Origin of the sequence: Bacillus cabrialesii (genome assembly GCF_004124315.2) — a bacterium.
In the GTDB taxonomy this organism is placed as follows: Bacteria; Bacillota; Bacilli; order Bacillales; family Bacillaceae; genus Bacillus; species Bacillus cabrialesii.
Map to the genome: position 1 here is coordinate 1,936,990 of NZ_CP096889.1, position 23,066 is coordinate 1,960,055.

At 38.9% G+C, this 23,066-nt stretch carries 23 protein-coding genes and 3 pseudogenes; 15 read left to right on the forward strand and 11 right to left on the reverse strand.

What is annotated here, in order from left to right:
* Window positions 1-39: 39 nt before the first annotated feature.
* The gene (gene xylR / locus EFK13_RS09695; RefSeq protein ID WP_129505605.1) at window positions 40-1,194 is read right to left on the reverse strand and encodes a transcriptional repressor XylR; all 1,155 of its coding nucleotides are present in this window, start codon (window positions 1,192-1,194) and stop codon (window positions 40-42) included.
* Between the two features lie 277 nt (window positions 1,195-1,471).
* On the opposite strand from xylR, the gene xylA reads away from it, so the two are divergent.
* From xylA to EFK13_RS09710, 3 genes and pseudogenes are all read left to right on the forward strand, one after another.
* Window positions 1,472-2,809, forward strand: coding sequence for a xylose isomerase (xylA, locus tag EFK13_RS09700; RefSeq protein WP_129505604.1), 1,338 nt, complete (start codon window positions 1,472-1,474; stop codon window positions 2,807-2,809).
* A 153-nt stretch (window positions 2,810-2,962) separates the two neighbouring features.
* Window positions 2,963-4,465 carry a xylulokinase gene (xylB, locus tag EFK13_RS09705; RefSeq protein WP_129505603.1) on the forward strand — a complete coding sequence of 501 codons (1,503 nt, stop codon included), beginning with the start codon at window positions 2,963-2,965 and terminating at the stop codon, window positions 4,463-4,465.
* Window positions 4,466-4,717: 252 nt separating this feature from the next.
* Window positions 4,718-5,400 (forward strand): annotated as a pseudogene (locus EFK13_RS09710) (glycoside hydrolase family 11 protein).
* Window positions 5,401-5,630: 230 nt separating this feature from the next.
* Here the strand turns inward: EFK13_RS09710 and EFK13_RS21155 are convergent.
* Window positions 5,631-6,015 (reverse strand): annotated as a pseudogene (locus EFK13_RS21155) (thermonuclease family protein); the annotation flags it as partial.
* A 399-nt stretch (window positions 6,016-6,414) separates the two neighbouring features.
* Here EFK13_RS21155 and EFK13_RS09720 point away from each other — a divergent pair.
* Entirely contained in the window at window positions 6,415-7,824 is a 1,410-nt protein-coding gene (locus EFK13_RS09720; RefSeq protein WP_129505602.1) for a sugar porter family MFS transporter, read from the forward strand.
* A gap of 137 nt (window positions 7,825-7,961) precedes the next feature.
* Here EFK13_RS09720 and alr read toward each other — a convergent pair whose 3' ends face one another.
* Window positions 7,962-9,146, reverse strand: a complete 1,185-nt coding sequence (gene alr, locus EFK13_RS09725; protein ID WP_129505601.1) for an alanine racemase — start codon at window positions 9,144-9,146, stop codon at window positions 7,962-7,964.
* 293 nt (window positions 9,147-9,439) lie between these two features.
* On the opposite strand from alr, the gene EFK13_RS09730 reads away from it, so the two are divergent.
* Window positions 9,440-9,880, forward strand: a complete 441-nt coding sequence (locus tag EFK13_RS09730) for a DUF2691 family protein (RefSeq protein ID WP_129505600.1) — start codon at window positions 9,440-9,442, stop codon at window positions 9,878-9,880.
* 29 nt (window positions 9,881-9,909) lie between these two features.
* The gene (gene dutA, locus EFK13_RS09735) at window positions 9,910-10,344 is read left to right on the forward strand and encodes a dUTP diphosphatase DutA (RefSeq protein WP_129505599.1); all 435 of its coding nucleotides are present in this window, start codon (window positions 9,910-9,912) and stop codon (window positions 10,342-10,344) included.
* A gap of 234 nt (window positions 10,345-10,578) precedes the next feature.
* Here the strand turns inward: dutA and EFK13_RS09740 are convergent, their stop codons facing one another.
* On the reverse strand, window positions 10,579-11,169 hold the full coding sequence (locus EFK13_RS09740; protein ID WP_129505598.1) for a DUF1643 domain-containing protein: 591 nt from the start codon (window positions 11,167-11,169) through the stop codon (window positions 10,579-10,581).
* A 44-nt stretch (window positions 11,170-11,213) separates the two neighbouring features.
* Between EFK13_RS09740 and EFK13_RS09745 the strand changes: the two genes are divergently transcribed.
* Entirely contained in the window at window positions 11,214-12,053 is an 840-nt protein-coding gene (locus EFK13_RS09745) for a thymidylate synthase (RefSeq protein WP_129505597.1), read from the forward strand.
* Window positions 12,054-12,344: 291 nt separating this feature from the next.
* On the opposite strand, the gene EFK13_RS09750 is transcribed toward EFK13_RS09745, so the two are convergent.
* Window positions 12,345-12,539 (reverse strand): hypothetical protein, encoded by a 195-nt coding sequence (locus EFK13_RS09750; RefSeq protein ID WP_129505596.1) that lies wholly within the window; start codon window positions 12,537-12,539, stop codon window positions 12,345-12,347.
* Between the two features lie 406 nt (window positions 12,540-12,945).
* Here EFK13_RS09750 and EFK13_RS09755 point away from each other — a divergent pair, with 406 nt between their 5' ends.
* A complete protein-coding gene (locus EFK13_RS09755) occupies window positions 12,946-13,194 on the forward strand; it encodes a hypothetical protein (RefSeq protein WP_129505595.1) in 249 nt (82 codons plus the stop codon).
* Window positions 13,195-13,227: 33 nt separating this feature from the next.
* Here EFK13_RS09755 and EFK13_RS09760 read toward each other — a convergent pair.
* The 5 genes and pseudogenes from EFK13_RS09760 to EFK13_RS09780 all read right to left on the reverse strand — a co-directional run bounded on the left by EFK13_RS09760 (window position 13,228) and on the right by EFK13_RS09780 (window position 15,654).
* Window positions 13,228-13,478: pseudogene (locus tag EFK13_RS09760) on the reverse strand (hypothetical protein).
* 108 nt (window positions 13,479-13,586) lie between these two features.
* Window positions 13,587-14,309 carry a YrpD family protein gene (locus EFK13_RS09765; RefSeq protein ID WP_129505819.1) on the reverse strand — a complete coding sequence of 241 codons (723 nt, stop codon included), beginning with the start codon at window positions 14,307-14,309 and terminating at the stop codon, window positions 13,587-13,589.
* Between the two features lie 161 nt (window positions 14,310-14,470).
* Window positions 14,471-14,827, reverse strand: coding sequence for a YoqO family protein (locus tag EFK13_RS09770; protein ID WP_129505593.1), 357 nt, complete (start codon window positions 14,825-14,827; stop codon window positions 14,471-14,473).
* A gap of 239 nt (window positions 14,828-15,066) precedes the next feature.
* Entirely contained in the window at window positions 15,067-15,291 is a 225-nt protein-coding gene (locus tag EFK13_RS09775) for a hypothetical protein (RefSeq protein ID WP_014476919.1), read from the reverse strand.
* A 174-nt stretch (window positions 15,292-15,465) separates the two neighbouring features.
* Window positions 15,466-15,654 (reverse strand): twin-arginine translocase TatA/TatE family subunit, encoded by a 189-nt coding sequence (locus EFK13_RS09780; protein WP_075746338.1) that lies wholly within the window; start codon window positions 15,652-15,654, stop codon window positions 15,466-15,468.
* 309 nt (window positions 15,655-15,963) lie between these two features.
* Here EFK13_RS09780 and EFK13_RS09785 point away from each other — a divergent pair, with 309 nt between their 5' ends.
* A complete protein-coding gene (locus tag EFK13_RS09785) occupies window positions 15,964-16,362 on the forward strand; it encodes a hypothetical protein (protein ID WP_129505818.1) in 399 nt (132 codons plus the stop codon).
* Between the two features lie 87 nt (window positions 16,363-16,449).
* On the opposite strand, the gene EFK13_RS09790 is transcribed toward EFK13_RS09785, so the two are convergent.
* Window positions 16,450-16,884, reverse strand: a complete 435-nt coding sequence (locus EFK13_RS09790; protein WP_129505592.1) for an SRPBCC family protein — start codon at window positions 16,882-16,884, stop codon at window positions 16,450-16,452.
* Window positions 16,885-17,034: 150 nt separating this feature from the next.
* On the opposite strand from EFK13_RS09790, the gene EFK13_RS09795 reads away from it, so the two are divergent.
* The 6 genes from EFK13_RS09795 to EFK13_RS09820 all read left to right on the forward strand — a co-directional run bounded on the left by EFK13_RS09795 (window position 17,035) and on the right by EFK13_RS09820 (window position 22,957).
* Complete coding sequence (locus EFK13_RS09795) at window positions 17,035-17,295, forward strand: hypothetical protein (protein ID WP_129505591.1); 261 nt, start codon at window positions 17,035-17,037, stop codon at window positions 17,293-17,295.
* A gap of 22 nt (window positions 17,296-17,317) precedes the next feature.
* Window positions 17,318-17,506, forward strand: a complete 189-nt coding sequence (locus EFK13_RS09800; protein WP_103747192.1) for a hypothetical protein — start codon at window positions 17,318-17,320, stop codon at window positions 17,504-17,506.
* A gap of 128 nt (window positions 17,507-17,634) precedes the next feature.
* A complete protein-coding gene (chrA, locus tag EFK13_RS09805) occupies window positions 17,635-18,825 on the forward strand; it encodes a chromate efflux transporter (protein ID WP_129505590.1) in 1,191 nt (396 codons plus the stop codon).
* A 239-nt stretch (window positions 18,826-19,064) separates the two neighbouring features.
* Window positions 19,065-20,630, forward strand: coding sequence for a spore germination protein (locus EFK13_RS09810; RefSeq protein WP_129505589.1), 1,566 nt, complete (start codon window positions 19,065-19,067; stop codon window positions 20,628-20,630).
* 31 nt (window positions 20,631-20,661) lie between these two features.
* Window positions 20,662-21,753 carry a spore germination protein gene (locus EFK13_RS09815; RefSeq protein ID WP_129505588.1) on the forward strand — a complete coding sequence of 364 codons (1,092 nt, stop codon included), beginning with the start codon at window positions 20,662-20,664 and terminating at the stop codon, window positions 21,751-21,753.
* Window positions 21,743-22,957, forward strand: coding sequence for a Ger(x)C family spore germination protein (locus EFK13_RS09820; RefSeq protein WP_129505587.1), 1,215 nt, complete (start codon window positions 21,743-21,745; stop codon window positions 22,955-22,957). Before EFK13_RS09815 ends, EFK13_RS09820 begins: the two co-directional genes overlap by 11 nt.
* The last annotated feature ends 109 nt before the right edge of the window (window positions 22,958-23,066 follow it).

The following is a 23,066-nucleotide window of genomic DNA, read 5'->3' on the forward strand; positions in this document are numbered from 1 at the left end:
TGAGCGCAGAACATAGAAGTTTGTCCTTTTTATCATAAATTACATTGTAGCCATATCCAAGAAATGATCAATAACAATGGAGGACATGCCTAACGCTGGTGCATTTTTTCCTAAGAAAGATGGTAATAATTCATAGCTATTGCCTAATTGGGAATAAACCCTGGACGACACTTCACTTTTAATTGAATTTAAAACCATAGGATGCGATTCAATTATGCTGTTTCTTAAAATGATGGCTTGTGGATTGAAGGTATTTAGAATATTGGTAAGGCCTATTCCTAAATAGAATCCAAAACTCTGTAACGCATGTAAAGTTCCAATATCATTCAGATGAGCGAGGTCTATAATATCTTGAGTGGACACTTTTTTCTCTTTAGTCTGAAGAGAATTTAATAAAGCCTTCTCTGAAGCATACAATTCCCAGCAGCCTCGGTTTCCGCAACTGCATTTAGGACCGTTAAAGTCTATTGTCATATGTCCCATTTCTCCAGAGAATCCGCTTACCCCTCTATACAAATGATTGTTGATAATAACACCGATCCCTATCCCGGTATTGATACTTGCATAAATAATGTTATCGTGATTTTTAGCAGCACCGAATACTTTTTCTCCATAAGCGCCTGCGTTTGCCTCATTTTCAATAAAAACAGGCACATTGAACTTATCTTGGATAAAAGGTTTTAAATCAATATTTCTCCAGTTGGAGTTCGGAGTGAAAACAATTTTTTGATTTTCATCAATAAGCCCAGGCACGCATATCCCTATACCAATAAGCCCGTACGGAGATTGTGGCATATGTGTAATAAAGTGATGAATCATATTAATCAAAATGTCCTTAGTTATTTCAGGAGAATTGCATTCCAAATGATGGTGTTGATCCAGAACAATCGTCCCTTCAAGGTCTGTTAAAATGCCATTAATATAATCTACACCTACATCTATTCCTACAGAATATCCCGCCTTTTTATTAAAAACAAGCATGACAGGTCTTCTGCCGCCGCTTGATTGTCCCTGACCGATTTCAAATACAAGATTTTCTTTCATTAATGTGTTTACTTGTGATGAAACAGTTGATTTATTTAATCCGGTCATTTCAGATAGTTTTGCTCTTGAAATAGGTGAGTTCTTAAGTATTTCTTTTAATAATAACTTTTGATTTACTTTTTTGACAAAGGTTTGATCTGCGATATCCACTTAAATCCACTCCATTTGTATAACCTTTAAATTAAGTTGAAATTTTTGTGTGTTCAGTATGAAACATAATACATAGCGAATCTTACCTTTATTATATCGAATGTGTTCATAAAAAACTAAAAAAAATATTGAAAATACTGAAGAGGTTATATAAGATGAAGGGGTAAGTTAGTTTGTTTGTGCAACAAACTAATATACAACTTTCTTACAATATGACATAAAATGCATCTGAATTTGAATTATCATGTTTTGAATTTATTTTTAAGGGGGAAATAACATGGCTCACTCTCATTCTAGTTCAGTCAACTATTTTGGAAGCGCAAACAAAGTGGTTTACGAAGGGAAAGATTCCACTAATCCTTTAGCATTTAAATATTATAATTCCCAAGAAGAAATCGGCGGTAAAACGATGAAAGAGCATCTGCGATTTTCTATTGCTTATTGGCATACATTTACCGCTGATGGCACAGACGTTTTTGGAGCAGCTACGATGCAAAGACCGTGGGATCAGTATAAAGGCATGGATCTAGCGAGGGCGAGAGTAGAGGCAGCATTTGAGATGTTTGAAAAACTGGATGCGCCATTTTTCGCTTTTCATGACCGGGATATTGCACCGGAAGGAAGTACGTTAAAAGAGACGAATCAAAATTTAGATATTATCGTGAGCATGATGAAAGAGTACATGAGAACTAGCAACGTTAAGCTATTATGGAATACTGCAAATATGTTCACGGATCCCCGTTTCGTCCATGGCGCCGCGACTTCTTGCAATGCAGATGTGTTTGCGTATGCCGCAGCACAAGTAAAAAAAGGGTTAGAAACAGCAAAAGAGCTTGGCGCCGAGAACTATGTATTTTGGGGCGGCCGTGAAGGATACGAAACATTGTTAAATACGGATGTAAAATTTGAACTTGATAATTTGGCCAGATTCATGCATATGGCAGTGGATTATGCGAAAGAAATCGAGTATACAGGGCAGTTTTTGATTGAACCAAAACCAAAAGAGCCGACCGCCCATCAATATGATACAGATGCAGCAACAACCATTGCCTTTTTGAAGCAATATGGCTTAGATAACCATTTCAAATTAAATCTCGAAGCCAATCATGCCACATTAGCCGGGCATACATTCGAACATGAATTACGCATGGCAAGAGTACATGGTCTTCTTGGCTCTGTTGACGCGAACCAGGGGCATCCTCTTTTAGGCTGGGACACGGATGAATTTCCGACAGATTTATATTCGACGACATTAGCAATGTACGAAATTCTGCAAAATGGCGGCCTTGGAAGCGGCGGATTAAATTTTGACGCGAAGGTCAGAAGATCTTCTTTTGAGCCTGATGATTTAATATATGCCCATATTGCTGGGATGGATGCGTTTGCAAGAGGATTGAAAGTCGCCCACAAATTAATCGAAGATCGTGTGTTTGAAGATGTGATTCAACATCGTTATCGCAGCTTTGCTGAAGGGATTGGCCTTGACATTGTAGAAGGAAGAGCTAATTTCAAGACGCTTGAGCAATACGCGTTCAATAATAAATCAATTAAAAACGAATCTGGAAGACAGGAACGATTAAAAGCGATATTGAACCAATACATTTTAGAAGTATAACAGATAAAAGAGAAGCTCTAGATCCTGCTATCAAAAGATATGGCAGGATAGCCAAGTCGCCCCAGAACTACCCGTCATGATTCCATTACTTTGTTGTTGTGACGGGGAATTTCATATAATCGGGGATTTATTTTGAGGGGAAGGAGTGAAAAAATGAAGTATGTCATTGGGATAGATATTGGAACAAGTGCTGTTAAAACCATTTTAGTCAATCAAAATGGCAAGGTTTGTGCAGAAACGTCCAAAAGTTATCCGCTCATCCAAGAGAAGGCGGGATATAGTGAGCAAAATCCTGAAGACTGGGTACAGCAAACAATTGGTGCATTGGCTGAATTGGTTTCTAAATCCCGCGTTGAAGCCAAGGATATTGATGGAATAAGCTACTCGGGACAAATGCATGGCTTAGTACTGCTTGACAAAGATCAGCAGGTGTTACGTCATGCAATTCTTTGGAATGATACCAGAACGACGCCTCAATGTATCAGGATGACCGAGACATTTGGCGACCATCTGCTTGATATCACAAAGAACCGTGTTCTAGAAGGATTTACATTGCCTAAAATGGTATGGGTGAAGGAACATGAGCCCGACCTTTTTAAAAAAACTGCTGTTTTTTTGCTTCCGAAAGACTATGTGAGATTTCGTATGACTGGTGCCATTCACACCGAATACTCCGATGCAGCTGGAACGTTACTTTTACATATGACCCGCAAGGAGTGGAGTGATGAGATTTGCAAGCAATTTGGTATTTCTGCCAGTATTTGTCCTCCGCTAGTAGAATCTCATGATTGTGTAGGATCGCTGCTTCCGAACGTTGCAGCGAAGACAGGGCTGTTGGAAAATACAAAAGTGTACGCTGGGGGAGCAGATAATGCGTGCGGTGCTATTGGAGCCGGTATTCTTTCTTCTGGAAAAACACTATGCAGTATTGGGACGTCAGGTGTCATCCTTTCCTGCGAAGAAGGCAAAGAAAGAGATTTTAAAGGGAAAGTGCACTTTTTTAATCATGGAAAAAAGGATTCTTTTTATACGATGGGAGTCACGCTCGCTGCAGGATACAGCTTGGATTGGTTTAAAAGAACGTTCGCACCAAACGAATCGTTTGAGCAATTATTGCAGGGAGTGGAATCTATTCCGATAGGAGCAAATGGACTGCTATACACTCCTTATTTGGTTGGTGAAAGAACACCGCATGCTGATTCTTCTATTCGGGGAAGCTTGATCGGAATGGATGGAGCTCACAAAAGAGAGCATTTTTTGAGGGCGATAATGGAAGGTATCACATTCTCTTTACATGAATCCATTGAGCTATTCCGCAAAGCGGGAAAATCAGTTCATACTGTTGTTTCTATTGGCGGCGGAGCTAAAAATGAAACGTGGCTGCAAATGCAGGCTGATATTTTCAATGCGAGGGTGATCAAATTAGAAAATGAACAAGGTCCAGCCATGGGTGCTGCTATGCTGGCTGCCTTTGGAAGCGGGTGGTTTGGATCCCTTGAAGAATGTGCAGAGCAGTTCATTCGCGAGGCTGCTGCATTTTATCCAAAGGAACAAAATGTTCAAAAATATAAAACACTATTCGATGTGTATAAGAACATTTACACTCACACAAAGGATCTAAATACAGCTTTGAAGAGCTTTCGAAAAAACGAATGATTCGTAACGAAAGAACAATGAACGGCGAATCATCATCAAAGGCCTTTGGTGACATTACAGATGCATGAAAAAATCAAATACTGCCATTCTATTTCCCATCAAAAACATAAAGCTATTACATTCAAAACGAACTTTTAGGGGGATAAACTACTATGTAATTTGTATCCTTCTTTTGAAAGATGGTGAGAAAAACAAAACAATACGGTAAGACCTAAGTACAATTTAATCAAACAGCAGGCATACCAAAAAAGAATGAAGTTTTTGTTAGCAGTTTTATTAAGTTATCGCTGACCTGAATGGTCGCACAGGCGGCAACTACAATCACCTCAAATCAAACCGGCTCCCATGATCGCTATGACTATGGATTGTGGAAGATCATGGGGACATCAGTATGACGCTCAATAGCAGGGGCGCATTTAGTGCCCAGTGGAATAACATTAGGAATGCGTTATTCCGAAAAAGGCAAGAAATTCGGCTAAACCAAAACTCACTCACAACTTGGAAACATATCGTTTCATCATAACGCAGCCTTCAATCCAGGCGGAAATTCCTATCTGTGTGTGTAGATGGACCAAGGACCCAAGGACCCGTTCGTTGAGTATTACATCGTCGACAATTGGGGAACCTATAGACCGACCGGAATGCCAAAGGGCACTTTTACTGTTGATGGGGGCACATATGACATTTATGAAACGATTCGAAACAACCAACCTTCTCTTATAGGTATCGAAACCTTTAAACAGTATTGGAGTGTCCGGCAGACAAAACGAACGAGCGGAACTGTATCTGTCAGCGAACACTTCAAGAAGTGGGAAAGCTTAGGAATGCCGATGGGTAAGATGTATGAAACCGCGCTTACGGTAGAAGGATATCAAAGTAATGGCGGTGCTAATGTAACTACTAATGTGCTGATTATTAGAGGGCAAAGTAAATAAATTCAAATCTTGATTTGAAAACAGCTCAAATTCTTGAAATCGGAAGTGTTGTTACACAAAATAACCCCTCATATTAACGTGATGGGGTGTTTTTTAGTACCTGCATTATCTAATTGCTGTTTCTATATCATTAAAAAATTGTGTTGGAAAAGCAATATTAACACTACTTATATGGGGTTACTGACGCTGGGGAGAAGAGGTTTCATTTTCATTTGAAGTGGAAGTTTCACTCAATTCTTTGAATTTCGCATTCTGCTGTGTTGCTTTATTAACCGCATTGTTTTTTTATTCCCGCATTCATTAATTCCTCTGTTAGCCACATATCCATTCCTGTTCCAGATTGAACGTTCTACTGATTTTTCCTCTAACTCATCTTGGCTGAATTGATCTATGTATTTCGTGTATGGCATATAAACATAAGCCACTCTGGCCAATCCTTCTTGAACAGACATGCCATCAACATAAATGTCAGCTAACAGTCTTTCAGGCTTATCTTTGCGAAGCAGCTTACCGCTTTAACCAATTATTATTTCGGTTAGATACATCTTCGCTATATGGTAGAACACAAGAATCTGGTTTCTTCGTCTCAGAAGTATCAACAAGCAAGTAGCGAACAATGAGGTGATATCTTTCTCTGAATTAGATGACAGCCGGTTTAAAACAGACTTGGCATCCTTGAAAAATGTAAACTTCACAATAAAATAACTAAAACATACCTTGAATATGATGAAAACGAATAATTCTGATAATTATATTGACTCAAAAAGTCTTTGGAATTATGATAATATCAGAAATGACAATAAAATCACAAAAACATCACTATAACATAACAATTCATCGCTTATGTTTATTTTTTTGGCGAGAGTTGAAAGCGATTACAAATGCAGAGGCTGAAATCTAAGATAGAGATGATTTTCAAACGTTCTTACTTTTAGCTCAAAGTCCATATCTTTGTTTCACTATCCACATGAAAAGGAATTTATTAAGTATTCTTAATAAAGGCAGGGGAAATGGATGAATGAACATCGAAATCAAAGATTGAAACTGATCATGATTTCAGCAACATTTGGAGGGCTTCTTTTTGGATATGACACCGGAGTTATAAATGGGGCTTTGCCTTTTATGGCAAGATCAGACCAGCTTAACCTAACGCCGGTTACAGAAGGACTTGTTACAAGTATTCTTTTATTAGGTGCGGCGTGTGGAGCGTTGTTATGCGGCAGATTAGCTGATCGCTATGGCCGCCGGAAAATGCTTCTTAATCTTTCTTTTTTATTTTTTCTGGCATCACTTGGAACAGCAATAGCGCCTAATGTTTCAATCATGGCGGTCTTTCGGTTTTTGCTCGGACTGGCTGTTGGTGGAGCTTCAGCGATGGTTCCGGCCTTTTTAGCAGAAATGGCACCGCATGAGAAGAGAGGACGTATGGTAACCCAAAATGAGCTAATGATTGTCGGCGGGCAATTTTTAGCATATGTTTTTAATGCAATTCTTGGTGTTACAATGGCAAATACCGGACATGTTTGGAGATACATGCTTGTCCTTTGCGCGGTACCGGCTTTAATGTTATTTGTCAGTATGCTCAAGGTGCCAGAAAGTCCGAGATGGCTACTCTCCAAAGGTAAAAAAAGTGAGGCGCTGCGTGTACTTAAACAAATTCGTGAAGAGAAACGTGCAGAAGCTGAATATAGAGAAATTCAAGCAGCGGTGGAAAAGGATACAGAACTGGAGAAGGCATCGCTCAAAGACTTTTCTACACCATGGCTGCGCCGTCTTTTACTGATTGGAATCGGTGTTGCCATAGTGAATCAAATTACGGGTGTGAACTCGATTATGTATTATGGCACTCAAATCCTTAAAGAATCTGGTTTTGGCACAAAAGCGGCCTTAATCGCTAATATTGGGAATGGGTTGATATCAGTTATTGGCGTTATATTTGGGATTTGGCTTGTCGGAAAAGTGAGGAGGCGCCCAATATTATTGATTGGTTTAACAGGAACGACAACAGCGCTTTTATTGATTGCAATATTCTCAATCGTGCTTGATGGATCTGCAGCACTTCCTTATGCAGTACTTTCTTTGACCGTTTTATTTCTAGCCTTTATGCAAGGATGCGTAGGGCCTGTGACTTGGCTGGTCATTGCGGAGATATTCCCTCAAAGATTAAGGGGGCTTGGTTCTGGAATAAGTGTTTTTTTTCTCTGGATAATGAACTTTATTATCGGTTTTGCTTTTCCGATCTTGCTTAGCTCTGTAGGTATGTCTATTACATTCTTTATATTTGTGGCTTTGGGTGTATTGGCAATCGGTTTTGTGTACAAATTCATGCCGGAAACAAAGGGGCGCACACTTGAAGAACTAGAGGAGCATTTTCGTTCTCGACACGATAAAAATACTCCTGAAAAATCAGTTATTGAGGCATGATCCATTGAATCCCTCTGTTTATAATAGAGGGATTTTGTTTGATTTCAAAAAATCATATAGAAACAAAAACAAAATTCCTCTGCTAATCCTGATTCAGTCTATTAGAGGGATTAAGGTGTTTACAAACACGCGTAAATCTACACGTATAATATTGGAGTTGATACCTTAATAATCTCACCATCTCTTATATAAAAACGAGGGATCCGGCGGCTTAATGTAGACACCACTTCATAGTTAATCGTATTGAGCATTTCGGCAATTTCATCAACGGAAATTTCAGCTCCCTTTTGCTTACCATAAATCACGACTTCCTCTCCTTGTTTACCTTCACCGCCTTCTCCTAAGCTAACCATGATCATATCCATTGTCACTCTTCCCGCCACTGGCACTCGTTTTCCGCGATGAAGAACAAATCCGCGATTGGAAAGGGCACGAGAATAACCGTCAGCATATCCAATCGGGAGTGTGGCAATGACTTCGTCGGGTTCTGCGACGTATGTAGCGCCATAACTAACGGTTCGGGGCTCTGTCCGCATGGTTTTCACATAAGCGATCCGCGCCTTTAAACTTAAAGCAGGTTCAAGCTCCACAAGGTTTAGTTGTTTGATATAAGCTGAAGGATATAAACCATATAAGCCGATACCTAAACGAATCATATCAGCACTAAATTCCGGAAAAGCGATGGCTGCAGCCGTATTGCTCATGTGCACGGTGGGCAGTTTAATGCCCAGGTTCTTTAAAAAGCTGAGAAAACTGCTGAATTTTTCGTGCTGCAGCTTTGTGAGTGCTGTGTCTGGCTCATCAGCTGTCGAAAAATGTGTGAAAATCCCTGTCCACCTGAGGAATTCGCTTTCCGTTAACGTTTTCACTACTGCTAAAAGTTCTTCTTTTGTGCGTACACCTAATCGACCCATGCCGGTATCCACATTAATATGAATGTTCAATCTGTTAGAACTCGCTTCATTTTCCAATATCTCGTTAGCTTCTTTCATCCAATCAACCTGAAATGCTGATAATGTTATATTCCAAGCTGCTGACTTTTTCACGCAACTAAGTGCTGTAAAACCAAGCACAAGGATCGGTACTGTAATCCCCGCTTTTCGTAAAACGATTCCTTCCTCCACGCTGGCAACAGCAAGCTCGCTCGCCCCGTGTTCCAGTGCATGGCGCGCCACTTCTACAGACCCATGACCATAACCGTTCGCTTTTACAACAGCCATCATTTTGCTCTTATTTGGAATATGACGGCGAATGGCTCGTAAATTTTTTTTTATGGCATCAAGATTGACTTCAATCCAAACTTCTCGGCAAAGCTTCGTCATTAACGCTTCCTTCCTTCTTATGGATTGTAAAAAACCGCATAACTGCAAGAATAAATGTTAATTGTTGGATGATTCGATCTTATTTTATTCAACTTTATTTAAAATCATTCAACAGCAAATCCATGTGATACGAGAAGGTATTTATCAATGTTCGAAGTTTATTTTTTTGTTCTTGTCTTGTTAAAAGTCTCTGCTTGTTTTTGAAACGTCTTCAAGAACTCGGTATCAAAAGGCAGGGGTTCCTTATTCCACAAACCTAACATCAGAGTATATAATTGTTTAGTGGGGATTACATGAAAAGAGGAGTTAGTTTTCAAATACCGAATGAATATGGACGTTTTCTATGGAGAATACTGCAGCCGTTAGAAATAACGAATTATAATTGGCAAACGAGTGGGGAATCTTACTTTGTTGTAGATGGAGAGCTAGATGACGAGGTGCTCTTTAAGACTGACTTAGCGAAACGATTAAAAACAAATCAGTACTATACCATATTCGTTGAACCGCAAGCATTTCCATGTGGAAAAACGGTTAATCAAATCAAGACATATGAAGAGTTTGTTGACAGTGGTTGCGAACTTGTCCTTTTGATAGCGGATAATAGCTATGTTTCGATATACTGCAAAAACAAACATACTATTGAAAAGCTTTACTTTAATGCTTTAAAGAATGATTTTGCAGACGTTCAATTTATAACTGATGAAAACGACACAAGAACAGGCCTTACCGTATGATAGTTTATAATGTTAAAGGAGTAATACATATGACAATTCAAATTAAAATTAAATATCTAGATGAAACACAAACAAGGATCAGCAAAATTGAGCAGGGAGATTGGATTGATCTTCGAGCAGTTGAAGATGTAGCAATCAAAAAAGATGAATTTAAGCTTGTCCCATTAGGTGTAGCAATGGAGCTGCCTGAAGGCTACGAAGCACATGTCGTTCCTCGTTCGAGTACATATAAGAACTTTGGCGTTATTCAAACAAATTCAATGGGTGTTATTGATGAGTCTTATAAGGGAGACAACGATTTCTGGTTCTTTCCTGCTTATGCATTGCGTGATACAGAGATTAAGAAGGGTGACCGGATCTGTCAATTTAGGATTATGAAGAAAATGCCGGCAGTAGAACTGGTCGAGGTTGAGCATTTGGGGAATGAAGACCGCGGTGGGATTGGATCAACCGGAACAAAGTAAATAACAAACCTTGACTGTCTTCATAAAATGCTGGACTGATTATGAAGGTACATCAAAAGCTTGTTGGAAATCTGAACATAGATGAAGTGAAAGGGCGTTGTTTTAAACAAAGCCCAATTTCGTAAGCACAAATGACATTTGATTATCAATATTGCAGTAGACTTTGCTATGAACAAATCATTGTATAATCAACAAAGGAGGAGGTTGATTCCTCCTCTGATATGTCTAATTGTGTCACCATTTTATCATTAAGTCGCTGACGCTTTTCCTTCCAGGGTGAAAATAATATCCTGTGTCAGTCAGTTCTTTTCCCTTCCAATGTAGGTGACCAGTTGTGATACCATTAGATCGTAATTCGTTTTCGAGTTTATGTATGTCTTGGTTATACATTTCTTTAGGAAAACCATTTGGATTTTCTCCCCAAGCAGCTATAACGTGATCGGATTCACCGCAAATTCTTAAAATGGTGCCTAAGTTTTTTGTTTTCATACATCGGTGTTTATCTGGAGATAAGATGTTAATATGTTTCAGTAACTCAAACAAATTTTCTGAATTAGGTTCGTGAAATGGATAGACGTTAACAATGTATATTGTACCTATTTCATAACAGTTTTCTCTTGTATGGAGAAGATCAGACAGAATGTTAATTGTAGGATCAGAAACTGTTGCATCAGCATCACTCGGATTTTTACAAATAAAAGTACATACTTTATCAAACGTATTATCAAGTTTAATTTTTAAAAAGTAACGTATTTTGACACTGCCTATGTTATCGAACTCAAAACCAGTCACTTTCTCATTGTGTTTATATAAGGATTTTCTCATGCTTCACCTCATTACGAATTAAAAAAGGAAGAAAGGATTTTAAAATGACTCAATTTGATAAACAATACAATTCAATTATAAAGGATATAATAAATAATGGAATCTCGGACGAAGAATTTCATGTGAGAACAAAGTGGGACTCAGATGGAACACCGGCTCACACACTAAGTGTCATCAGTAAGCAAATGAGATTCGACAACTCGGAAGTTCCGATTTTAACGACAAAAAAGGTTGCCTGGAAAACAGCCATCAAAGAATTGCTTTGGATTTGGCAGTTAAAATCGAACGATGTTAATGAATTAAACAAGATGGGCGTACATATTTGGGATCAATGGAAACAAGAAGATGGCACCATCGGACATGCATATGGATTTCAGCTGGGGAAGAATAACAGAAATCTAAATGGAGAAAGAATGGATCAGGTTGATTATCTTCTTCATCAATTGAAGAACAACCCATCTTCACGGAGACACATTACAATGTTATGGAATCCAGATGAATTAGATTCAATGGCTTTAACGCCATGTGTATACGAAACTCAATGGTATGTTAAGCAAGGTAAGCTCCACCTAGAGGTAAGAGCGCGAAGCAATGACATGGCCTTGGGGAATCCGTTCAATGTATTTCAGTATAATGTGTTGCAGCGCATGATTGCTCAAGTCACTGGTTATGAGCTTGGTGAATATATCTTTAATATTGGGGATTGCCATGTGTACACACGTCATATAGACAATTTGAAAATTCAAATGGAAAGAGAACAGTTTGAAGCACCTGAATTATGGATCAATCCTGAAGTTAAAGATTTTTATGACTTTACCATAGATGATTTCAAGTTAATCAACTATAAACACGGGGACAAGCTTTCATTTGAGGTAGCGGTTTAATGCTGCCTCTTTTTTCATTGTATTGTTTTCGGTAATTATTGGATATGAAAGGTGCTTGGATCAGAAGATATAGTTAAATTGGATTATCGAAAAAGCTAAAGAATTGCGGTGGGCAGCTGAGAGAAATGAGAGATGACAGCGGAATTAATGGTTTAAAACAATTGTATGATGGGACATGAGCACCTCAATATGAAAAAGGGCGTAAACTACCTTAAAAACGGTAGGATCGTTTTTAAATCAATATTCCATTTATGTTAAGACGTAAAAAAATGAAGAGGGTAATCCTCTTCATTATGCAGCTTTCTTTTTAGGTTCCCATGTGCACCCTAAAACTGAATGAATAATTCCAGCTGTTAAAAATCCAAAAATAACACTTAAGTAATGATTGATATTCACATTAAACCATACTCCAAGAGAAATAGCTGTGATTAGTATCTCTAATAAATTTTTAATAAATGGATGGGAGTTGAAAAAATCTTTAAACATGTATACACTCTTTCTTCTTTGAATTCTTAATTAGTTGAATAACGACAATAAAAATGATGTATCATGCACAAGGCCAAAAATTAATCAAGAATAATATTATATTTACTAAACGTTTATTTTTCTCTTTTTTGCTTTTATTTACATCCAATTTAACTGCACCTCTAGATAAAATTTACATAGAAAATCATACCATTGAAAATTGCGGTAGTGCAAGTGATGCTTTTCGGGTTTCAAAGAGGGACGCGTTTCCCTTTCAAGTGTATTAATGAAATTAATCACTTACTAACTCATATATCCCAAATGTGTAATGTGAACAAGCTTGTTTTAATGTTAGTATGATGGTAAAAGAATTCTTTATATGAAAATTAGGGATTGACGATTCATAACCAATGAAAGAAGGAATAATATGAATCAAGAACAAAAGAAAAAGTTAATTCCACAGGGTTCTTATTGCTACAATGAAGACAAACTTTGCCCTTTTTGGAGTGTGAGAGAAGATAGGCCTGCATATGAAAATGGATATTGTTCATATATGGAAAAAGGGGATTGGGACATAAATAAAGAGTCGACTCCGGAGACGGGACTTTTGTGGGATCAGGTTAAGGAATGTGGAGAAAAATTAGATCAAGATGATTGGCGCGGGAATATGTTCTAAAGTTTTCAGTGTAAAAAAGATTAACTTTACAAGTTAATCTTTTTTATTTAGAAGAAAATATCCTAATTTTGAAACTAGATACAAAGTGAAAGCAATCATGATAGTTCTTGATATCACAATTCCATGAATAGCTAGATCATATCCAGCAGGTATCAAAGCTTTTATATTAAACATAAAATAGATTGACACTAAGAGAGCTATAATCACCAAAATCATTCCAAAAGGACCTGTTTTTCTATATTTCATATCAATTCCACCCTGTTATAAAATGTATGTATGAACAAACAAAAGAGCTGAAGTTACTGATGATTGTTTCTAAAATAACCCCAACTATGGTGATTGCATAACTGGTAAAACCGCCTGGCAATGCCGGCGGCCTTTTGCTGCTTCGTTTATTTATTAACAGAAATCGTAACGTTGTTTCCTGAAACAGAAACCTTTGCGTTATCTTGCGTATCTATGACAGGTGTGACCGCTTTATTGTCGATTGTAATATTGTTAAAAGATGTCGAAAAGGTTGTTTTGATGGCGTCACGCTGGCTTTCATACGAAACAGCCGCAGTAGCAAGTGTTTTCCATTTTGAGATTGCGCCGATGTTGGTTCCTTGGATTTCTGTGATAATCCGTCCGGTATAGCCGTCATTGTTCGTTCCCCAAAGGGTCATGCGTGTATTGCCGTTTAGGTTTTTATAGATTGTCATTTGGACTGTGCTTCCAGGACGGAAGCCTTTAGTGTATGTGAATTTGTCTTTTCCTTCAATGTACGTTTCTTCATTTTTGGACCCGACCTTCATGAGGGGCTTCCAGACTTTGTATTGATCGCTGTACTGAAGCCCGATATCTGCCTCAGTTCCGTTTTTTGCGCTAAAGCCTGAATAAATATAAGAAGTAGAGACCGAGTCATTATGTTTCACGGTATCAGGAAGCTTGATTTTAGCTGTGAAAACGGCCCCCGTACTGTTCAGGTAAGCGCGGCCGCCGATACCCTTAGGCAACTGGGAGGCTGCTTTTGCGACTTGAGTGTCTGCCGCTGGCAAGCCTGGTTTACCCGTTGAAATTGTTCCGAAAAGAACTGCTGTTCCTACTGCACCTGCAATCAATACTTTTTTCACCAAAATTCCCCCTTTTGATAGTTGTTTCGTCATTTATTATACCTTATTTTGGAACTGGATTTATGTATATAAATCGACAAAATATTTCATATTGGGATTATTTAAGGAGAGAAACTGCTCATCCAATCTGACACCTTTAACATTATGATAATGAAAGGACCAGCTCACAATCGTTTTAAACAATTTGAAATCTTCCTCAAAATAAAAGAACAAATGCTTAAAGATACAATAATCAAAAGAATGCCAGCTATCGTTTCCCAGCCTTTGAAAAAGGGGTGATGTTTCATAAATGTCTGTCCTTGCAAAATGATAAAAACACAGATACCGACTAAAAAAAGAAAACAAATACTTAGAGTTGTTAACGCTGTACGTGAGTATGTTTTCATTTCGTCTTTACCATACAGCAATACGAAAACAAAGCAGCTAACATTGGCAATCGTTCTTATCACCTCAAAGTTTTTCATTGCAACGGATATAAATAGACAAAGTAAAATGAGATAAAATACTATGTTTTTAGACAAAGAACCTCTCCTTTTATGTATGGCCCTCAAAGAGTTTACAAAAATTTCTTTGCGCATGCAATACTTGGAAGCCGGAACAAATACACACTCATATAAACTAATAGAACTATGTACTAAATATTCAATATAAATTTAGATTTTGTCATTAAGGAAAAATTCAAATGAAACCACAGCAGGTCAAACAAAAAAACCCGGCATTTAGCCGGGGAAAAGTGAAAACGAGGAGATGTGAATGGAGTTTAGTAATGTTTCTTATGCTTTTTATACTCTACAACATAATCATAGTCTTTTTTGTCGTGATCATAATATTTTTTATCATAATCATCATATTTCTTGTCATAATCACAGTCGTAATCTTTTTTATCATGGTGATCATAGTATTTTTTATCATATTCGTAATACTTCTTATAATACGTTTTTTTGACCGTATAATACTCTTCTTTATATTTTTTGTAATAACCCATATATACTCCTCCTTTATTTGTTAATACGCTTTATTATACGAAGAATAGATTGTGCGGCTTGGACAGTTAAAATCATAGAAGGAAAAAAGGGCTGTCCAAATTATAGAAAAAAGACAGATGACATAGAAACAAATCAAAATAAAGAGCCGATTATTCATCGGCCCACCATTTATCTTATATTTGTTTGTCTTCTTTGCTTTCTGAATCACTTTTTCTTACATCTTGAGTCAGTCCGCTGGTCGCTTGTTTAAATTCTGATAAGGCTTTTCCTGCGGCACGGCCAAGCGCCGGCAGTTTATCAGGTCCAAATACTAAAAAGCCTACAAATAAAATAACGAGTATTTTTGTGAAGCTTAATTCCATGTTCTTTACCTCCTGATTGAAGTACAACCTTCTAAGCAAATTATAAGAGATGGCGTTTCAATTGGGAATACACTGATTTGAACATTTTAAAAACGATCAGCGAGTGAGATGATGAGGTCAGAATCATAAACTGTCTGGTGCCGAATATAATGTCGATGCCATCCACAAAAAGAAGGGAGAGAACATTATAAGGTGCTGATTGAACAGAATGGCATAAAGCCATTTGTCCAAATCAGTACTGCAGATAGAGTGAATAATCACGCAGAATGGTTGTTATACAAAGGCTGAAAGAGAGGAGAAATCTGGATGATGAGGTTTACTAAGGTAATTGGATTTTTGTCTGTTTTAGGATTTGCTGCGGTCTTTCCATTAACGGCACAAGCAGAACAAGCGGGAACTGCTGGGGCTGGGGAGTGGGATAAGCTGGGGACTTACACATATACATATTCAAGTCCTACGGTATATTCGAGCGGAGGAGATTTTAGAGTCTGCCTTTCAGGAAGCACTCCTTTTTCTGTCTCGCTGCATGTATATGAAGATGATGCCGGTGACAATCCTGATGACTATGTAGGGTCAAACTATTTTTCACCCGGAGAATGCCGCACTTTCAGCAGTATCGGGAAATTTGTGGATGGAACCAATAACAAAGCCGAGTTCTTTGTGACCGATTACTCAGGTAAATCAAAAACAGTCAGCTTTTATGATTGATTATCAAGAAAGACGGTTAGCGGAGCTGAATATGGCAAAAGAGAGAGGGCTTCCTCTCTCTTCATCATGTTTTGATTGATGATCATCTTATTCTTCGATGGCCTTTGGAAGGCGTTGATTGACAATGGCTGTCCAGCCGCCGTCCATTTTTTCACGAATGACTGAGCTTTTCTCATTTGCTTTACCGATGATTTCATTCGGCTCCTTCCAGCCGCCGTGAATAAGGGTAAACCTTGTCTTTTCTCCCAAGTCTTCTAATTGAAAGGTAACGGCCCATCCATCTGTATCCCATGCAAAAGAAAGTTCAGCGGGAACTTGAACAGCCAAAACTTTACAAGGGGACAGCCCAAACGGTGATTGTAAGTGGAATTCTCGTCCTTCCTTCAGCTGAAAGTCATTTGGCATAAACCACTTGGCGATGCCTTCTGAAGTGGAGACTGTCTCCCACACTTTCTGAATAGGTGCCTCCAGAGTAATGCTTTTCGTAATATCCGGTAATGTATTTTCGTTAATATGATCCATTTCATTTACCTCTTGACATAAAATGTTTTTTCATTTAAATCATATAATACATAATGAGATCATGTCCATAGCTGGCATGATTTATGCTGCAATCTGTTGATGAACGTCGTGTCAGTCATCCAGTTTGATCTGTGAAAGGCGGGGTTCTGCGTGTATGAAAAAGAAAATACAGTGAGAGAGTGGAAAGTGTATATTTTCGTCTTTTCGTTCATGATTGTTTGTGCCGCGGCAATTGTTATGTTTGATTCGGAAATCCTGCTCAGCCAAATCGTTCTGCGCGAATTTGATGCGTTCATCAGTTTTATTTTATTAGCGAATGTGTTGTTTTTCTGGAAGAAGAGCAAACGTATAGCATATTTTTCAGGAGTTTTAGCTGTCATCAATTTCATGATGGTTATATCTCTGATTTAGAATCTAAAACAGGAGGTTTTTTATGCTTGGAAAAATTAAAGCAGCCATTGATAATAGCCCAGGAAAGCCAGCTAGAATTGTAGTCAATGAAAATACGTTTCAACAATTAAAAGAAGAGATGCGCTTTGTTTACGTTTCCAAACCGAAAACGATAATGGGGATACCTGTGGAAGTTTCAGAGCAGGCAGAAAGCTTTAAACTGGAATTTTAGACTATTTCAGACTGCAAAGATAAGATTCGTCACGATTTCAAACTAGCGCTTGCAAACATGTTTCAGTTTTTTATACTTAAGTGGAGTATTTCTGCTTTTAAAAAAAGCTGAAAACATGGGAGGGAGCAATGCACAAATATAAGCGCAACAGCTTTAAAACTTTGATAGAAATTTTAATAGTTTCAACAAGACTTGGGTTTACATCATTCGGAGGTCCTATTGCACATCTTGGCTACTTTTATGAAGAATATATTCGCAAAAGAAAATGGCTGGATGAGAAAAGTTATGCAGATTTAGTTGCTTTATGCCAGTTCTTGCCTGGACCGGCGAGCAGCCAAGTTGGGATTGGGATTGGTTTTCTGCGCGGCGGGCTAATCGGCGGAATCGTTTCATTTCTAGGTTTTACGCTGCCCTCTGTGTTGGCACTTATTATATTTGCCCTTTTGTTAAAAAGTACCGATATAGAGCAGGCCGGCTGGATTCATGGTTTGAAAATCGTGGCGGTCGCAGTTGTTGCACATGCTATAACAGGAATGGCTCAAAAGCTGACACCTGATGTTAAGCGAAAAACGATTGCCTTGTTTGCATTGGTTGTTTCCCTTTTATGGCAAACTGTGTTTACCCAAGCAGGTATTATAATCGTCGCAGCAGCGATTGGTTTTCTGCTGTTTCAAGAGTCTATTGACAAAAAAGAATCAGCATTCCATTTTCCTATTTCTAAAACATTCGGAACAGTGTGTCTTTCATTATTCTTAGGATTTCTTGTTCTTCTGCCTGTTCTGCGGGAAACTGCGGATTTGCGCTGGCTTTCTATGTTTGACAGCTTTTACAGGGCAGGTTCTTTGGTTTTTGGCGGGGGACATGTTGTATTGCCGTTATTGGAACAGGAATTTGTACCAGCTGGAATGATCAGCAAAGAAGCGTTTTTAGCAGGGTATGGTGCTGCACAAGCTGTGCCGGGCCCGTTATTTACATTTGCCGCCTATCTTGGTGCTGTTATGGGCGGCTGGCAGGGCGGAATGTTAGCTGCCATTGCCATTTTCCTGCCTGCGTTTTTGCTGATTTTAGGCGCGTTGCCATATTGGGATGCTTTGCGGAGGAATCCTAACCTAAAGGGAGCTCTTGCAGGAGTGAATGCAGCGGTAGTCGGAATTTTAATTTCAGCTTTTTATTTACCGATTTGGACAAGTGCGATTTTGAATCCGATTGATTTTGCGTTTGCCGCTGTATTGTTCAGTATGCTTGCTTATTGGAAGCTGCCTCCTTGGGTGATTGTCATCTCAGGTGTGATCGGCGGCCTTCTTTTGAACCATCTTTAACATAGATTTCTCTAAAGCATGATGAAGACGTTCATCATGCTTTTTTTATTGAGGAAAAAGGTGAACATAAAAAATAGATATACGGGAAAAATAATTCTATTCGAAAGAAGGGAATTGACAGATGGATCATGATATCAACACTTACTGACTGGAATGTGTGGTTTCAAGCGTTAGTTGTATTTCTCGTTCCATATGTAATCTATAAAGTATTTACTTGGATTCATATATAAGAAGGTGCAATGATGAGGTGGCGGAGCAATCAGTACAAAACAAAGATGCAGCATCAAGAACCAGATCATTCGAAAGCGGAAAAGCAGGATCATGATGTGTTAACCGGTAACATTGAATACGATATTGAACATGTAAAAAGAAAGATCGGACATAACGGAGACGTTCATTTCCGTGAACTTGAGCTGACTCATTTACATGTGAAAGCGGCATTGATTTTTGTTGATGGACTGTCTGATCAGGATTTGATGAATAAAGGGCTATCAGCGTTAGTCATGGATCAGTCTAATCAGGCAAGCGATGAAATTTCTCAATCGGGCAAAGGCATTTTGACTTCGCAATATATAAAGAATCAAATCGTATCAGTCAGTGATGTTATAGAATCAGAGAACATTAATGATATCGTGCTGAATGTTTTCATGGGTTCCACAGCACTTCTTATCGATGGAATGCCGCAGGCCTTTCTTCTGGGAACAGTAAAAAAACAAAATCGAAGTATCGAGGAGCCGCTTTCAGAAGCGCTTGTCAGAGGGCCGCGCACAGGTTTTACAGAAGAGTTGAGTACGAATACAGCTCTTTTGAGACAGCAAGGAAAAAATGATCAATTAACATTGCAGAAATTTGAAGTAGGCACACGGCTAAAAAAGGATTTGATGATCGCGTATATGAATGACATCGCTGATCCAAAGGTGGTCGAGGAAGTAAAAAAAAGAGTGAGAGGGATTGAGATCGATCATTTGCCGGAATCAGGCTACGTTGAGCAGCTAATTGAGGATAATTATCTCAGCCCCTTTCCTCAAGTACAGAGTACAGAACGGCCTGATCGCGTCATAAGCGGATTAATGGAAGGAAGAGTAGCCATTCTGCTTGACGGCACTCCGTTTGCTTTGCTTGTTCCGGTCACTTTCAACATGATGCTTCAATCGCCAGAAGATTATTATGAACGGTGGTTTCCAAGCTCGCTTATCAGGCTGCTCAGATTCATTGCGGCAATCATTACGTTATTTGCACCGGCTTTATACATATCATTTATTTCTTTTCATCCGGGATTAATTCCGACCAAGCTGGCGATATCTATTTCTGGGACGCGTATGGGTGTTCCGTTCCCATCCTTCATTGAAGCTTTATTTATGGAAATTGCGATCGAAATTTTACGGGAAGCGGGCCTTCGTCTGCCAAAACCCATCGGACCTGCGATAGGCATAGTTGGCGGATTAATTATTGGGGAAGCAGCTGTGCAGGCGGGGATTGTCAGTCCAATCATGGTTATTGTTGTTGCGCTTACAGCAATTTCTTCATTTGCCATCCCGCATTACAGCACAGGCATAGCACTTCGTTTGCTTCGGTTTGGCGCGATGTTTTGCGCGGCGGTTTTTGGCTTATTTGGTGTCAGTATGTATTTTCTCCTGCTAAGCAGCCATGTCGTAAAGCTAAAGAGTTTTGGTGTTCCATACGCAAGTCCGGCAGTGCCTTATCACTTAAAAGATTGGAAAGACTTCGTCATCAGAATGCCTCTTTTAGTCATGAAACGCCGGCCTAAAATGATGAATACAGATAATACAAAACGGGTGAAGTGATGAACTCGACAGGAAGGTGAAAAAAAGCCTCATGTACAGCCCAACCAGTAAAATTACAACCGCTCAGGCAACGGTTATCATCATTAATTATATGCTCGCTGCCGGAGTTCTTACGCTCCCTCGGACAGTAACAGAACAAACGAAAACTCCTGATGGATGGATTTCAATTTTATTAGGCGGGGTGATCGCTGTAATAGCTGGGATCATCATGGTTAAATTAAGCCAACAGTACCCTGAGGAGACGTTTTATGAATATTCGGGGCATATTGTTGGAAAATGGATCGGCGGTTTGATCAGTATCGTTTTTATTACTTATTTTTTGGCACTTGGCGCCTTTGAAGTGAGAGTGATGTCTGAAATCGTGGGGTTTTTTCTCCTTGAAGGGACACCGTCTTGGGCGATTATTATGATAGTCCTTTGGATTGGGCTTTATGCGATTACACAAGGGATCGATCCAATTGCTCGGCTTTTTGAAATGATCTTTCCGATTACGGTCATCATCTTTTTAACGATTGCCCTTATGAGTATAGGCATATTTGAGATCAACAATTTACGCCCTGTATTAGGGGATGGAATCATGCCGGCTCTCAAAGGAGTGAAGACAACGACTCTTTCATTCACGTGTTCAGAAATTATGCTCATAATAGTAGCTTTTATGAAGAAGCCAAAGAATGCAGTGAAAGCGGTTGTGTTCGGGACAGGTGTTGTGACCTGTTTTTATATCATTACGCTGATTATGGTTATCGGCGCACTATCAGTTGATGGAGTTGTGACGAGAACATGGCCGGGACTTGACCTGATGAGAAGTTTTGAAATACCTGGGTTAATATTTGAACGGTTTGAATCATTTCTGTTGGTGATTTGGATTATGCAGCTTTTTGCCACGTTTATTATCACTTTTTACGCAGCTTCTTTGGGAGTCTCGCAAGTGTTTAAAAAGAAACCGCTTTCGTGTATGTTTGGACTGCTTCCTATTATTTATATCTTATCCTGCATGCCGAAAAATGAAAATGACGTGTTTATTTTGGGCGATGCGGTCAGTCATATGGCTCTGTATATATTTGGCGCTTTGCCGATTTTGCTTTTAGTCATATCGAAATGGAGGAAAAGAGGTGAAACGTAAAATAAAGCATCAAGTGTCCGCTATTGTCATAGTATGTCTGCTGATAATTTGTGTAACAGGATGCTGGAGCAGCCGGGAAATAGAAGAGCTGGGTCTTACATTCGGTATCGCAATTGATAAAGGAAAAGAAACAAAAACTGAGAGAGACTTTAAAGAAGAGGGCGGGAGCTACCCGAAAGAAGACAACATGACGCTGACCTATCAGTTTGTTAATGAAAAAGCGGCAGGTGCGGGTACAAACGGAGGAGGAGGTGGCGGACAAGGAGCGCAAAAAGCGTATATTAATGCTAGTGAAACAGGAGATTCGTTACAGCAGATCGGAAGCGAAATTGCGTTAAGAAGGGACCGTGAAGTGTATAGCCCGCATTTAAAAGTTGTTGTTATGAGTCAAGATGTGCTGCGTACATATCCTATCGACAAAATGCTGGATCAATTTTTTCGTGATAATGAAATCAGGCTGAGCTGTCTTGTTTTATCTGCGAAAGGAGAGGCGAGAGAAGCCCTCCAGCTAAAAGAGAGCGGTGAAATTCCGGCATTTCGCCTGGTTGGATTAAGTGAAAATGAACATAAAGTATCCAGAATCCTTCCTCCTGTGACACTTGCGAAACTAATCGGCAAACTGCATTCTGGCAGCAGTTTTTTACTGCAAAATGTGGTCGCGGCGAATGGAGCGATCAAGTATTCCGGAGCAGCGGTAATGAGCGGGAAGTCTAAAAAAATGATTGGCACTTTAAATGAATATGAAACTGAAGGAATTACATGGATTACCGGAGAAGGGAAAGGCGGAGTTGTCAAAAGCCATGATAAAAAGAGCCGACAGGTGATGGTATACGATATCAATAAAATAAAGAGCAAAATCCATCCTATAGTAAAAGGAACGGATATTTCATTCCATGTCGATATTGAATCAGAAGGGGGGGTGGTTGAAAACTGGAATACAAAAGAGACGCTGGATACTCAGTTTATAAAACGTATAGAAACGAATACGGAAAAAGAAATAAAGAAAATCGTCGGTAATGTAATAGAAAAAATCCAGCATGAATATAAAGCTGATGTTGCGGGTTTTGATGAATCATTAAGGCTTGAACATCCCCACTTATGGAAAAAGATGAAAAATAATTGGGATGACACCTTCAGTAAGGCTGGCATCACATACAGCGTTAACGCTACAATTACTCATTATGGAACGGTTAAAATTCAGTAATGAATGAAATAGATGCTTAAAAAGAAGAGAAGGCAACATCTCTTCTTTTTCTATGCATCTTTTAGGATTAAGATACTTTTTTTGGTAGAAATACATTTTTAAAGCGATC

Bases quoted from the DNA above. Each gene is read 5' to 3' on its own strand.
- xylA (WP_129505604.1), top strand. From the start codon at position 1,472: ATGGCTCACTCTCATTCTAGTTCAGTCAACTATTTTGGAAGCGCAAAC.
- xylB (WP_129505603.1), top strand. From the start codon at position 2,963: ATGAAGTATGTCATTGGGATAGATATTGGAACAAGTGCTGTTAAAACC.
- EFK13_RS09720 (WP_129505602.1), top strand. From the start codon at position 6,415: ATGAATGAACATCGAAATCAAAGATTGAAACTGATCATGATTTCAGCA.
- alr (WP_129505601.1), bottom strand. From the start codon at position 9,146: ATGACGAAGCTTTGCCGAGAAGTTTGGATTGAAGTCAATCTTGATGCC.
- EFK13_RS09730 (WP_129505600.1), top strand. From the start codon at position 9,440: ATGAAAAGAGGAGTTAGTTTTCAAATACCGAATGAATATGGACGTTTT.
- dutA (WP_129505599.1), top strand. From the start codon at position 9,910: ATGACAATTCAAATTAAAATTAAATATCTAGATGAAACACAAACAAGG.
- EFK13_RS09740 (WP_129505598.1), bottom strand. From the start codon at position 11,169: ATGAGAAAATCCTTATATAAACACAATGAGAAAGTGACTGGTTTTGAG.
- EFK13_RS09745 (WP_129505597.1), top strand. From the start codon at position 11,214: ATGACTCAATTTGATAAACAATACAATTCAATTATAAAGGATATAATA.
- EFK13_RS09750 (WP_129505596.1), bottom strand. From the start codon at position 12,539: ATGTTTAAAGATTTTTTCAACTCCCATCCATTTATTAAAAATTTATTA.
- EFK13_RS09755 (WP_129505595.1), top strand. From the start codon at position 12,946: ATGAATCAAGAACAAAAGAAAAAGTTAATTCCACAGGGTTCTTATTGC.
- EFK13_RS09775 (WP_014476919.1), bottom strand. From the start codon at position 15,291: ATGGGTTATTACAAAAAATATAAAGAAGAGTATTATACGGTCAAAAAA.
- EFK13_RS09780 (WP_075746338.1), bottom strand. From the start codon at position 15,654: ATGGAATTAAGCTTCACAAAAATACTCGTTATTTTATTTGTAGGCTTT.
- EFK13_RS09785 (WP_129505818.1), top strand. From the start codon at position 15,964: ATGAGGTTTACTAAGGTAATTGGATTTTTGTCTGTTTTAGGATTTGCT.
- EFK13_RS09790 (WP_129505592.1), bottom strand. From the start codon at position 16,884: ATGGATCATATTAACGAAAATACATTACCGGATATTACGAAAAGCATT.
- EFK13_RS09800 (WP_103747192.1), top strand. From the start codon at position 17,318: ATGCTTGGAAAAATTAAAGCAGCCATTGATAATAGCCCAGGAAAGCCA.
- chrA (WP_129505590.1), top strand. From the start codon at position 17,635: ATGCACAAATATAAGCGCAACAGCTTTAAAACTTTGATAGAAATTTTA.
- EFK13_RS09810 (WP_129505589.1), top strand. From the start codon at position 19,065: ATGATGAGGTGGCGGAGCAATCAGTACAAAACAAAGATGCAGCATCAA.
- EFK13_RS09815 (WP_129505588.1), top strand. From the start codon at position 20,662: ATGTACAGCCCAACCAGTAAAATTACAACCGCTCAGGCAACGGTTATC.